The organism is Roseomonas sp. OT10, from assembly GCF_020991085.1.
GTDB classification, from domain to species: domain Bacteria; phylum Pseudomonadota; class Alphaproteobacteria; order Acetobacterales; family Acetobacteraceae; genus Roseomonas; species Roseomonas cutis.
Genome location: NZ_CP087719.1, coordinates 5,239,964 through 5,252,402 on the forward strand (window position 1 = coordinate 5,239,964; position 12,439 = coordinate 5,252,402).

A 12,439-nucleotide genomic window follows, 5' to 3' on the forward strand; every position below is an offset into this window, starting at 1 on the left:
CGGCGCGGCCCCGGCCCCTGGGGGCGGTGGGCAGCAGCCTGGGCCGCGGCGTCTGGCGGGGTTATGACGCAGTGCGGTATAGCGCTCAAATGAATAGATTTTGTTAGGATGATCGATCCCTTCGATGAACATCCTGCCCAGCCCGCAGCAGCTCCGCTACCTCGCCGCCCTGGCCGATCACGGGCATTTCGGCCGCGCCGCGGCGGCCTGCGCGGTCACCCAGTCCACCCTCTCGGCCGGGATCATCGCGCTGGAGCGGCATCTGGCCACCCCGCTGCTGGAGCGCGGCGCCGCCAAGCGCCCCGTCTTCACCCGGGCGGGACTCGAGATCCTGGCCCGCGCCCGGGAGGCGCTGGCGGCGCTGGAGGCCGTGGCCGAGACCGCCGCCGCGACGCGCGACCCGCTGAGTGGCCCGCTGCGCCTGGGGGTGATCCCCACGATCGGCCCCTTCCTGCTGCCGAGGCTGATGCCGGCGCTGCGGCAGAGCTTTCCCCGGCTGCAGCTCTGGCTGCGCGAGGATCTGACCCGCACCCTGGCCAGCGAGCTGGAGGCCGGGCGGCTGGACCTGCTTCTGCTTGCCCTGCCGGTCTCGCTGCCGGGGGTCGAGATCCTGCCCCTGGCCGAGGACCCCTTCCTCGTCGCCTTGCCGGCCAACCACCGGCTCGCCGCCCAGCCGGCCGTGCCCGCCGCCGCCCTGGCCGCGGAGCGGATGCTGCTGCTGGAGGACGGCCATTGCCTGCGCGAGCACGCCCTCTCCGCCTGCCGCCTGCCTGGCCCCTCGCATGGCGAGGGCTTCGCCGCCACCAGCCTGCACACGCTGGCGCAGATGGTGGCCGGCGGGCTCGGGGTGACGCTGCTGCCGCGCCTCGCCGTGGCGGGCGGCGTGCTGGCCGGCGCCGCCGTGGTGCTGCGCCCGCTGGAGGACACGCCCGGCCGGGTGCTGGGCCTCGCCTGGCGCCGCCGCTCGCCCCGCGCCGCGGAATTCGCGGGGCTGGCGGAGGTGATCCGCAAGGCCCTGGCCACCGCCACGGATGACGACGCCGGCTGATGCCGGTGGGGGATGCTTGCCGCCCCGGACCCCCTTATCCGCCGGGAGCAGAGCCCCTGGCCCCCCGTTCACGGACGCCGTGCGCGCCGGGGAGCCTCGCTCCCCGACGGCTGCGGGTCGCAGCGCATGCGGCCTTGGGTTGCGCTTCCGGCGCCCTGGCGGAACGGCGCTAGAGCGGGACCGAGCCGGGATCGGTGTTCCCGCCGCAGACCAGGACGCCGATGCGCGCCCCCGCCGGCGGCACCCAGCGGCCGGAGGTCAGGGCCGCCAGGGCGGTGGCGCCCCCCGGCTCGGCCACCAGGCGGCAGGCGGACCACAGCCGGCGCTGCGCGTCGCGGATGGCCGCGTCGGACACCAGCACGGCGGTGCGGATCTGCTCGCGGGCGATGGCGAACATCAGCGACCCCACCCGCCGGGCGCCGAGGCTGTCCGCCGCCAGCCCGCCGACCGGGCTGTCCACCGGCTCCCCCGCCGCCAGCGCGTCGTGCAGGGAGGGACAGGATTCCGGCTCGACGCTGACCACCTCGACGCCGCGCCCGGCGTACCAGGCGGCCATGCCGCCGATCAGCCCGCCGCCGCCGGCGGCGACCAGCACATGGGTCAGCTCCGGCGCGTCCTGCCACCATTCCAGCGCCACCGTGCCCTGGCCGGCCAGGGTCTCCGGCTGGTCATAGGCATGGACGACCAGCGCACCCGTCTCGGCCGCACGCGCCTGGCTGGCGGCGAGCGCCTCGGTGTAGCTCGCGCCCACCTGCACCAGCGTCGCGCCCTCGTCGCGGATGCGGGCGACCTTGGCGGGGGCGGAGATGGTGGGGACGAAGATCTCCGCTGCCACCCCCGGACCCGCGCGGCATGGGCGACCGCCACGCCGTGGTTCCCGCCCGAGGCGGCGATCACCCCGGCCGCCGGCAGCGGGTTCGACAGCAGCCGGTTGAACGCCCCGCGCGTCTTGAAGGAGCCGGCGGCCTGCAGCAGCTCCAGCTTCAGCATGACGGGGAGAGGGGTGCCCAGCGCCCCGGCGGGCAGGGCGAGGAGGGGCGTGCGGCGGATCCGGCCGGCGATTCGCGCGGCCGCCGCCTCGATCTCGGCATGGCTGGTCATGGGCGCCCAGGCTGGCAGCCGGGGCGCGGAGGGGCAAGGCGGGGCGGCGTCGCGGATCAGCGCGGCGCGGCGGCCCGTGCGGCGGACCCGGCGGGCTGTGATGTCCGCTGGCGCAGGGCCAGGACCAGCACCAGCCCCGCCACCAGGGCCAGCCCGAGCAGGACCGTCCCTTCCGGCCCCCGCATCAGCGCCTCGCCACCCTGGGCGGCGGCATAGCCGGGCAGCAGCATCAGCGGTGCCCAAAGGATGGCGGAGGCGATGTTGGCCGCCTGGAAATGCCGTTCCGGCATCCGGGCCACGCCCGCCGCGGCCGGCGCCACGGCGCGCACCGGGCCGAGGAAGCGGCCGAAGAACACCGCCGCCCAGCCCCAGCGCCGGAACATCACCATCGCCCGGGCATAGCCGCGCCGGCTGCGGCGCGGCAGCCAGCGGCGCACGGCGCGCTTGCCGCCCCAGCGGAAGGCCCAGTAGCCGCAGGCATCGCCGAGGATGGCGCCCAGGGCGGCGGCGACCAGCACCGGGACCGGCTCCAGGAGGCCGCCGCCCACCATCGCGCCGAGCGCCAGCAGGAGGGCGGTGGCCGGGACCAGGAGGCTGATGCCGGGGAAGGATTCCAGGAAGGTGATCGCGAAGACCATGGCCGGGGCCCAGGCGCGGTGCTCCCGCAGCCAGTGCTGGAGGGTGTCGGGCAGGACGTCCATGATGCGGCATGCATTACAGATCGTTCATCTTGCCGGCAAGCGGACTCTGCTGCGGCGCAGCGCCCCGGCTGGCGGGAGATCGCCGGCGGGAGCAGTCTGGCGCCCATGACCTCCTCCCTGGCCTTCGTGGCCGCCGCCCTGGCAGAGATCGCCGGCTGCTTCGCCGTCTGGGGCTGGCTGCGCCGGGGCTGGTCCGCCTGGGTGCTGCTGCCCGGCCTCGCCGCCCTGCTCGGCTTCGCGGCGCTGCTGACCCTGGCCGAGACCGAGGCGGCGGGGCGGGCCTATGCCGCCTATGGCGGCGTCTACGTCGCGATGGCGCTGGCCTGGCTCTGGCTGGCGGAGGGCGTGCGGCCCGACCGCTGGGACCTGCTGGGCGGGGCGGTCACGCTGCTCGGCACGGCCATCATCCTGTTCGGGCGGCGCGCCGCGTGAGACACCCCGCCGAACGCGCCGCTTTCCCTCCCGTCACCGTTTCGCCATGATCGCCCCGGACCCGGACGGGGAGACGGCAAGACGGACCATGCTTCAGCACGGCAGCTGCGCCGCGCGGGACGGGCGGGGCGTGTTGCTGCTCGGCCTGCCGGGGGCCGGGAAGTCCGATCTGCTGCTGCGCCTGCTGGACCGCGGCTGGCGGCTGGTCGCCGACGACCAGGTGCTGCTCTCCCGGCGGGGGGCTGCGATGTGGGCGGAGCCGCCGCAGGCGTTGCGGGGCATGCTGGAGGTGCGTGGTCTGGGCATCCTGGAAGGGCTGGAATGGGAGGCGCCGGTGCCGCTCGGCCTGGCGGTCGAGTGCGTGGGGCGCGAGGCGGTGCCGCGCCTGCCGCAGCCGCGCGCCTGGACCCCGCCCGGCGAGGCGGCCGGCGGCGTGGCGACCGGCCTGCCGTTGCTGGCGCTGCACCCCTTCGGGGCCTCCGCGCCCCGCCGGCTGGAGCTGGCGCTGGCGCTGGCGGAGGGCCGGCTGACCGCCCGTGCCGGGGCCTTCGCGCCGCCATGACCGATGCCGCTCCCGATGCCGCGTCCGGGGCCCTGGCCCCGGCCCCGCGCCGCGTGGTCGTGGTCACCGGGCTCTCGGGCGCCGGGAAGTCCTCGATCCTGCGGGTGCTCGAGGATCTGGGCTACGAGACGGTGGACAACCCGCCGCTCTCCGTCCTGGGCGGGCTGGTGGCCGAGCCGGGCGAGGCCCCGCTGGCGGTGGGGGTGGACGCCCGTACCCGCGGCTTCGACGCCCCCGCCCTGGCCTCGGGGCTGGAGGCGCTGCGCCGCCGCGGCGACCTGCGGCTGGAGGTGGTCTTCGCCACGGCCGACGAGGACGCGTTGCTGCGCCGCTATTCCGAGACGCGGCGCCGCCACCCCCTGGCCCCCGACAGCGCCGGGGTGGCGGAGGGGATCGCCCGGGAGGTGGAGCTGACCGACCCGCTGCGCGAGGCGGCGGACTGGGTGCTGGACACCACTGGCCTGCCGCTGCCCGAGCTGCGCCGCATGGTCGAGCGCCGGCTGGGACCGGAGGAGGCGGCCGGCGCCGGGGGGCTGCGCCGGGGGATGCTGGTCAGCCTCCGCTCCTTCGCCTATCCCGCCGGCCTGCCGCGGGACGCGGATCTGGTCTTCGATATGCGGTTCCTGCAAAACCCGCACTACGATCCCAGATTGCGTCCCCTGACCGGGCGGGATGCGGCGGTCGCCGCCTTCATCGAAGCCGACCCGGATTTCGCGCCGTTCTGGGACCGCATGACCGCCCTGCTGGATCTGCTGCTGCCGCGCTACGTCGCGGAGGGCAAGAAGTACCTGACCGTCGCCCTGGGCTGCACCGGAGGCAAGCACCGGTCCGTCCTGGCCGCCGAGCGCCTGGCGGCCCGGCTGGCCGGGCAGGGCTGGCGCGTCGACCTGTCGCACCGCGAGCTGCGCCTGCCCGCCGCCCGGGTCGGGGAGGGCGGCCCTTCCACCGCGCCGGGCCCGGGGGCCCGTGCCATGCCGGCCGGCGGGGAAGCCGGCGGCGTCCTTGAGGGGCCGGAGGCCCGTACCGTCTCGCCATGATCGGAATCGTCCTGGTCACCCACGGCCGCCTGGCCGAGGAGCTGCGGCTCGCCATGGAACACGTGGTCGGTCCCCAGCCCGGCGTGGCGACCATCTGCATCGGTCCCGACGACGACCTTGAGGGGCGGCGCGCGGAGATCCGCGCCTGCGTCTCCCGCGTGCGGCAGGGCGACGGCGTGGTGGTGCTGACCGACATGTTCGGCGGCACCCCGTCCAACCTCGCCGTCTCGATGATGGATTCGCCGGATGTGGAGGTGGTGGCGGGGGTGAACCTGCCGCTGCTGGTCAAGCTCGCCCGGCTGCGCGGGACCGAGCCGATGGCGAGCGCGGTGGAGCACGCCGTCGCCGCCGGGCGGAAGTACCTGGGCACCGTGGCCAGCCTGCGGGGCTACGGGCCGACACCGCCGCTGCCCGCGCCCGCGATCCAGAAGGTGGCGTCTTGAGCCTGCCACGATCCCGTCCGACCATGGTGCCCCGCCGCCGGGCCGGCTTCCGGGACGGGGCCGCGCGGCACCGCGCGACGCAGGAGGGAGGAACGCCATGACCGAGGCCTCGGCGACGGCCCTGCGGCGCAGCGTGGTGGTGCCGAACAGCCGCGGGCTGCACGCCCGCGCCGCCGCCAAGCTGGTGACGCTGGCCGAACGCTTCTCCTGCTGCGTCAACGTGTCGCATGACGGGCAGAGCGTGCCGGCCTGCTCCATCATGGGGCTGATGATGCTCGGCGCGGGGAAGGGCAGCCGGATCGAGGTCGAGGCGGACGGATGGGACGCGCGCGAGGCGCTGGACGCGGTGGCCGGCCTGATCGAGGCCGGCTTCCATGAAGACTGACACGAAGGCGGACAGGACCGAGGACCCGAAGCCGGAGAAGCCGGCCGAGCCGAGGCGCGCCGCGCGCCGGTCGCGCGAGCTGACGGTGCGTGGCCTGCCGATCGCCCCCGGCGTGGCGATAGGCCCGGTCTACGACACCACCGAGCCGCCGGCCGAGGCGCCGCGCCGCAACGTCAGGGTGGCCGATGTCGAGGGCGAGAAGCAGCGCCTGGCGACCGCCGCCGCGGCCTCGCGCAAGCAGGTCGCCAAGCTGAAGGCGCGGCTGGGCGTGCTGCCGGAGGAGGCGCAGGAGGAGCTGGCGCCGCTGCTCGACGCCTATGCCATGATGCTGGGCGAATCCCGCCTGCTGCGCGGCGCCCGCAAGCGCATCGAGACGGAGCTGCTGGCCGCCGAGACGGCCGTGACGGACGAGGCGGAGGCCATCGCCCAGGCCATCCTGGCGGCCCGGGACGACGACAAGGCGGGGCTGCGCCGCCGCGCCGGCGAGGTGCACGAGATCGCCCGCCGCCTGACGCGCAACCTGACCCAGGCCGGCTTCCGCTCCTTCAAGGACGTGCCGGAGGGCTCGATCCTGATCGCGGAGGAGCTGACGCCGGCCGATGCCGCGCTGCTCGATCCCACTCGGATCGCCGGGGTGGCCACCGAGGAGGGCGGCTCGGACGGGCACACCGCCATCATGCTGCGCGCCCTGGGCATCCCCTCCGTGCTCGGTGCGCCCGGCATCACCGAGGCCGCGAAGCGCGGCGAGGCCTGCGTGCTGGACGGCACCGCCGGGATGGTGGTGCTGCGCCCCGGCGAGAAGGCCCTGGAGGCGGCGCGCGAGGCGCTGGCCGCCCATGCCAAGGAGCGCAGCAAGCTTGCCAAGCTGCGCCGCCTGCCCGCCGTCACCAGCGACGGGGAGGAGGTGGACCTCCAGGCCAACCTGGAGATCCCGGCCGAGCTGCCGCTGATCGCCCAGTCCGGCGCGCACGGCATCGGCCTGCTGCGCACGGAGTTCCTGTTCCTCAACCGCGACACCCTGCCGGACGAGGAGGCGCACTTCACCGCCTATCGCCAGATCGTCGAGGCGGTGGCGGGCGACGGCGTGACCATCCGCGTGCTCGACTGGGGCGGCGAGAAGGACATGGAGGCGCTGGCCGAGGGCATGGAGCCCACCCATGCCGGCCCCAACCCGGCGCTGGGCCTGCGCGGCATCCGCATGCTGCTCAAGCGGCCGGAGCTGCTGGAGGTGCAGTTCTCCGCCATCCTGCGCGCCGCAGCGCTGGGTCCGGTGCGCGTCCTGCTGCCCATGGTCACCATCCCCGCCGAGGTGAGCCAGGCGCGCGAGATCTACGAGCGCGTCGGCAAGCGCCTGCGCCGGCGCGGCGTGGCCCTGCCGGAGAAGCTGCCGCCGCTGGGCGCGATGATCGAGACCCCGGGCGCGGCGCTGGCCGCCGACGCCATCGCGCTGGAAGCGGATTTCTTCGCCATCGGCACCAACGACCTGGCCATGTACACCCTGGCGGTGGATCGCGGCGAGGCGGAGGTGGCGCATCTCTACGACCCGCTGCACCCCGCCGTGCTGCGCCTGATCCAGTTCGCGACCGAGGCCGCGCTGCGCCTGCGCATGCCCGTCTCCGTCTGCGGCGAGATGGCAGGCAACCCGCGCCTCGTCCCCCTGCTGCTGGGCCTGGGACTGCGCAGCCTGTCGATGAACGCCTCCGCCGTGCCCCGCGCCAAGCAGGCGGTGCGCAGCCTGACCATCGACGACTGCGCCCGCTTCGCCCGCCGGGTGATGGAGCAATCCGACCCGAAGCGTATCCAGGAGCTGGTGATGGGCTTCGAAAGCGGCGCCAGAGGCTGATACGCGCGGCGTGGTGCTCTGACGTCTGCCGGATTGGCGCCCTTGGCCCGGGGGCAAGGCGCTGCCTCGCCCCCGATACCCCCACTCCGCCAGGACCCTGCGGGCCCTGGACCCGATCAGCGCTGCCGCGGGACAGCCTGCGACGGGGTCGAGACGCCGAGGAGCCATGCTCCTCGGCGGGACCGGCCGCCGCCCTCGCTGACGCCTTCTGAGCTTTTTCGGAGTCCCGCCTGTCTGCGCTCCGTCAGGGTTCAGCCCGGAGGCTGACGGCCACCGCGTAGAGCCAGACTCCCAGCGGGGACCGGGGCCCGCTTGTGGCCCCGGCAGGGGAGGGTCTGGGAGGGGACGGCGTCCCCTCCCGGTCCGACGCCCGAACACCACAGCACGACAGTTCACGACATCCCGCCGTCCGGGTGACGACCGGCACCTGGGCGTGGGCTTCCGGTGGGGGCTGCATTTCGTTACGTCTTGCGGATGGAAGCCGCCGAGAGCGCCGGCCCGCCGGCCGGCTTCGTGCACACCGTCGCCGCCATCGCCGGCCGGGAGCCCTCGGCCGAGGCGGTGTTCCTGCTGCGGCTGGCCACGCATCTGGGCGCCGCCACGGCGGCCGGGCGTGGCATTGCCCCCGAGGCGCCGGCCCACTGGCGCAGCCTGCTGGCGGCTGCCCTGCTGGCGCCCGACCCGGCGAGCCGCTGGCTGCAGCAGATGCGCCATGCCTTCGACCTGGAGGAGCTGTGGCCCGCCCCGGCGGCCCGGGCGCGGGCTCTGCGCCTGGCGGGGGAGGGGGCGGCGGAGCCTGCGGGCATCGGAAGCGAGGCGCGCTGGTTCAGCTGGTCCGCGGAGGCCCAGATCCGGGATGCCGGCCTCATGGCCGCCCCGGCCGTGGCCGCCTGGGCCGAAGCCGGGCCCGGCCCCGCCCCGAATGCGGTCCTCCAGCCGATGCACCTGATCGGTGCCGCCATCCTGACGCCGGTGCAACGGCATGGCGACGATCCGGCGATCGGACGAGGGAACCGGGCACGCCAGGCCGCGCTGCGCGCGCATGTCGCCGGCTGGCTGGCCGATGCAGCCTTCGCCCTGGACCGGGTGTGGGACGACGCAATCCGCTCCGCCCTGTCCGATGCCGATCTTGCGGCGCCGGACCTGCCCCCGGCGCTGGCCGCGGCCCTGGAGGCCGTGGAGGGGGATAAGTTCCGCTCCTGGCTCGCGCGCATCGCCTATGCCACCTCGCCGGAACGGCATCCGGACCTCGGGACCTGGCGGGCGGCCGGCCCGCTCGGCCGGCTGCTGCTGGGCCGCGTGGCGCGCAGCGACCGGGCTGCCCAACCCGAATGGGAGCCCTGGCTCGACCTGCTCGAGGAGGCGTCCGGTGGGGTGCAGGCGGGGGAGTTGCCGGCCGGGGGCGGGCTGCTGGCCGGCCAGGGCCACACGCTCCTGGCCCGCGCCATGGCCCTGGCCGCCCGCGTGCACCGGGCCGGGGAGCCGCCGCTGACACTCGGCCTGCACCATCTGGTCGGCGCGGCCTTCGCCCCCGAGGAGGCCGACCTTCCCCCCGCCGTCATGCCCTTCCCCGCCTTCCGCCGCGGGCTGTCCCAGGCCGGCTGCCAGTCGATCCGCCGCCGCTTCCTCGGGCTGGTGCAGCAGCACCACGCCGGCCCCGGCCGCCCCGAGCGGCGCAGCGCCTGGACGGACCTGATCCTCGGCGAGCGGCTGGTCACCACGCGCATCGCCACCGACCTGCGGCCGCAGGAGGACCTGCTCGGCTTCCGCCGCTACGCCAACGCCTTCGCCAGCGTCATCGCCGACGACGACGTGCAGCCGCCGCTGGCCATCGGGCTCTTCGGCCCCTGGGGCAGCGGCAAGTCGGCGATGATCGACATGATCGACGCCGCGCTGGGCGAGATCGACGCCCGCGCGGCGCTGGACGAGGAGCCGCGCTTCTGCCGCGGCATCATCCGCGTCACCTTCAACGCTTGGCACTATGCCGAGACCAACCTCTGGGCCTCGCTCTTCGTCCGCATCCTGGAGGAGATGTCGCGCCACCTGCGGCAGGAGGCGCCACCGGACGCCCAGGACGCGCGCGACCGCAGCCTGCGCGCGCTCGACGCGGCGCGCGAGGCCCAGCGGCAGGCGGAGGCGGCGGTGGCGGCCGCCGAGCTGGACGCCGCGCGCGCCCGCGAGGAAGAGGCGCGGGCGGAGGCCGCGCTCTCCGCCGCCCGGCGTGCCGAGGCGGAGGCCGAGGCCGCCCGCACCCGCGCGCGGGAGGAGGCGCAGGCGGCGGCGGCCAGCCGGATCGACGCGCTGGACCTGGCCCGGGATGCGGGGGCGCTGCTGGACGCCTTCGGCCATCCCTCGCTGGTCCGGCTCGCCGGGGCAGAGGGCGAGCGGCTGGAGGCGCTGCTGCGGGAGCAGGAGCAGGAACTCGCCGGCGCGGTGCAGGCGCTGGAGGGGCTGGCGGGGCCGTTCGGCCGGCTGCGCGCCATCCTCGGGTGGAACCGGCCGTTCCTGCTGGCCCTGCTTCTGGCCGGCGCCGCAGCGGCCCTCGCGGCGGCCTGCCTGTGGCTGCTGGACCGCTACGGCGTGCTGCAGGCGGCGGCGGGCGCGATCCTCTCCATCCTGGGCGGGCTGGCGGCCCTGGCCCCGCTGTGGAGGCGCAGCCACGCCCTGCTGGCACGGGCGCCGGCGCTGATGGGGCGGCTGGCCGAGGCCGCGGAGCAGGTGAAGAGCCGGGCCAAGGCCCGGGCGGAGGCCGAGACGCGGGCCCGCCACGCCGCGGAGACGGCCCGGGCCGAGCGCGAGAAGGCGGAGACGGCGGCCGCGCTGACCCAGGCCGAGGCCGGCGCCGCCCGTGCCGCCGAGGCCGCCCGCAACGTCGCGGCGGCGCGCGCCCGGGCGGAGGCGGCGCGGCAGGCGGTGGCGGCGGCGGAGGAGCGCATGGCGGCGCTGGCGCCCGAGCGGCTGCTCAGCCGCTTTCTCGCCGACCGGGCGGCGAGCGAGGAGTACGGCCGCCACCTGGGCCTGCCCACCCGCATCCGGCGCGACCTGGACGACCTGCGCGGCTACCTGGCCGACCTCGCCCGGGATGGCGCCGCCACCCGCCGCGCCGACCGGGTGGTGCTGTTCATCGACGACCTGGACCGCTGCCCCCCGGGTGTGGTGGTGAAGGTGCTGGAGGCGGTGCACGTCCTGCTCGCCTCCAACCTCTTCGTCGTGGTGGTGGGCGTCGACGTGCGCTGGCTGCGCAAGGCGCTGGAGACGCACCATGCCGGGCAGTTCGGCGCCGGCGGGCCGCTCGATCCCGGCGAGTTCCTGGAGAAGATCTTCCAGGTTCCCTTCTGGGTGCCGGCCATGTCCGGGGCGGGGCGGCGCGCCGTGCTGGAGGCGGCGCTGCCGGAGATGCAGCGCACCGGCACCGGCCTGTCCGATGGCCCCGGCGCCGCGCCATCCCCCGGGCCAGGGAGCGCGGCTGCCCCACCCGCCGGTCCGGCCGAGCCGGTGGCCGCCACGGCGGTCGCGGAGGCGATGGCGCCGTTGCCGACCCTCGACCCCGTGCGGCTGCGCCCCGCCGAGCAGGCGGCGCTGCTGCGCTGGGGCGCCCTGGCGGGGGGGACGCCGCGCCGGCTGAAGCGCTTCGCCCGCTCCTATCTGATCCTGCGCGCCAGCCTGCCGCCGGCCGAGCGCGAGGCCTTCCTGGACGGGGCCGCCTACGAGGATGTCGCCCGGCTGCTGGCCTTCAACTGCGCCGGGCCGGAGCTCTGGCCGCGCCTGGCCGCCTTCGTCGCCAGTGCCGCCGACGGCGCGTCCTGGCCCGGCGAGTGGGAGGAGCTGGGCCCCGCCTGGCATGCCTTCTTCGGGCGGGAGACCGACCCGCCCACCCCCGCCGCCTGCCGCCCCTGGCTGGCGGAGGTGCAGCGCTTCGGCTTCGCCGCCGGGCAGGAGGCCGGGTAGGCGATCGCCGCTCCGCGTCCGGCGTCACGCCGGCCCCCGGGGGAGGCGCGACGCCGGCCGCAGAGCGGCGATGGTGGAGCCTTTTCTCCGGGGCGCCCGGCCGATCCGGTCAGTCGGCGAAGTCGGGCTCGTGCCGGGCCAGGATGCGCTTGATGCTGTCCAGGTGCAGCCGGGCGCTTTCCGCATCGCCGGCGCGCATCTGGGCCGCGGTGGCGCGCGCCACCGCCTCCGGCACGGCGGCCAGGCGCCGGCCGGTGGAGAGGGCGAGGCGCTGCGCCTCCGCGGCGCGCTCCAGGTAATAGAGGTCGTCCCAGGCCTCGGCGATGGACGGACCCACCACCATCACGCCGTGGTTGCGCATGAACAGCACGTCCGCCTCGCCCATCGAGGCGGCGATGCGGTCGCCCTCGGCGGCGTCCAGGGCCAGGCCGTTATAGGCCTCGTCCAGCGCGACGCGGCCGAGGAACTTCAGCGCCGTCTGCCCGGCGAAGTCCAGCGGCGGCCCCTCGGTCATGGCGAGCGCCGTGGCGTTGGGCATGTGGGTGTGGAAGGCGGCGGCGGCGCGCGGGTGGCGCATGTGCAGGCGCGCGTGGATGTAGAAGGCGGTCGCCTCCGGCTCGCCCTCGCCCTCGACGACATTGCCGTGGAAGTCGCAGACGAGGAGGGAGGAGGCGGTGACCTCGGCGAAGGCGAGGCCGTAGGGGTTCACCAGCATCAGGTCGTCGCGCCCGGGCACCAGGGCGGAGAAGTGGTTGCAGATGCCTTCGCTGAGCCCCAGCCGGGCGGCCATGCGGAAGCAGGCGGCCAGGTCGATCCGCGCCTGCCGCACCGCCGCGGCGTCGAGGCCGCTGTTGCGCAGGATGGAGGGCGCGCCGCGCTCGGTCAGGGGATGGGCCATGGCGTCCGGTCTCCGTGTCGGGGTGGCGCAGCCTGCAACCT

The 12,439-nt window shown here is 76.0% G+C and carries 10 protein-coding genes and 1 pseudogene; 8 read left to right on the forward strand and 3 right to left on the reverse strand.

The annotated features are described in order from the left end of the window. Positions 1–124 precede the first annotated feature (124 nt). The gene (locus LPC08_RS23895) at positions 125–1,048 is read left to right on the forward strand and encodes a hydrogen peroxide-inducible genes activator (protein WP_230450712.1); all 924 of its coding nucleotides are present in this window, start codon (positions 125–127) and stop codon (positions 1,046–1,048) included. 169 nt (positions 1,049–1,217) lie between these two features. On the opposite strand, the pseudogene LPC08_RS23900 reads toward LPC08_RS23895, so the two are convergent. Both LPC08_RS23900 and LPC08_RS23910 read right to left on the reverse strand, forming a co-directional pair. After that, positions 1,218–2,149, reverse strand: a pseudogene (locus LPC08_RS23900) (threonine/serine dehydratase). 56 nt (positions 2,150–2,205) lie between these two features. Then, positions 2,206–2,850, reverse strand: coding sequence for a DedA family protein (locus LPC08_RS23910; RefSeq protein WP_230450714.1), 645 nt, complete (start codon positions 2,848–2,850; stop codon positions 2,206–2,208). Between the two features lie 105 nt (positions 2,851–2,955). On the opposite strand from LPC08_RS23910, the gene LPC08_RS23915 reads away from it, so the two are divergent. The 7 genes from LPC08_RS23915 to LPC08_RS23945 all read left to right on the forward strand — a co-directional run bounded on the left by LPC08_RS23915 (position 2,956) and on the right by LPC08_RS23945 (position 11,500). Further along, entirely contained in the window at positions 2,956–3,282 is a 327-nt protein-coding gene (locus LPC08_RS23915) for a YnfA family protein (RefSeq protein WP_230450715.1), read from the forward strand. A gap of 88 nt (positions 3,283–3,370) precedes the next feature. Continuing rightward, a complete protein-coding gene (locus tag LPC08_RS23920; protein WP_230450716.1) occupies positions 3,371–3,844 on the forward strand; it encodes an HPr kinase/phosphorylase in 474 nt (157 codons plus the stop codon). After that, positions 3,841–4,881 (forward strand): RNase adapter RapZ, encoded by a 1,041-nt coding sequence (gene rapZ / locus LPC08_RS23925; protein ID WP_230450717.1) that lies wholly within the window; start codon positions 3,841–3,843, stop codon positions 4,879–4,881. The genes LPC08_RS23920 and rapZ overlap by 4 nt, the downstream gene beginning before the upstream one ends. Continuing rightward, positions 4,878–5,324 carry a PTS sugar transporter subunit IIA gene (locus LPC08_RS23930; protein WP_230450718.1) on the forward strand — a complete coding sequence of 149 codons (447 nt, stop codon included), beginning with the start codon at positions 4,878–4,880 and terminating at the stop codon, positions 5,322–5,324. Before rapZ ends, LPC08_RS23930 begins: the two co-directional genes overlap by 4 nt. 97 nt (positions 5,325–5,421) lie before the next feature. Next, entirely contained in the window at positions 5,422–5,709 is a 288-nt protein-coding gene (locus LPC08_RS23935) for an HPr family phosphocarrier protein (protein WP_230450719.1), read from the forward strand. Further along, the gene (gene ptsP / locus LPC08_RS23940) at positions 5,699–7,552 is read left to right on the forward strand and encodes a phosphoenolpyruvate--protein phosphotransferase (protein WP_230450720.1); all 1,854 of its coding nucleotides are present in this window, start codon (positions 5,699–5,701) and stop codon (positions 7,550–7,552) included. Before LPC08_RS23935 ends, ptsP begins: the two co-directional genes overlap by 11 nt. A 474-nt stretch (positions 7,553–8,026) precedes the next feature. Further along, positions 8,027–11,500 (forward strand): P-loop NTPase fold protein, encoded by a 3,474-nt coding sequence (locus LPC08_RS23945; RefSeq protein WP_230453146.1) that lies wholly within the window; start codon positions 8,027–8,029, stop codon positions 11,498–11,500. 109 nt (positions 11,501–11,609) lie between these two features. Here LPC08_RS23945 and LPC08_RS23950 read toward each other — a convergent pair whose 3' ends face one another. Then, positions 11,610–12,398 carry an aldolase gene (locus tag LPC08_RS23950; protein WP_230450721.1) on the reverse strand — a complete coding sequence of 263 codons (789 nt, stop codon included), beginning with the start codon at positions 12,396–12,398 and terminating at the stop codon, positions 11,610–11,612. Positions 12,399–12,439: the final 41 nt, after the last annotated feature.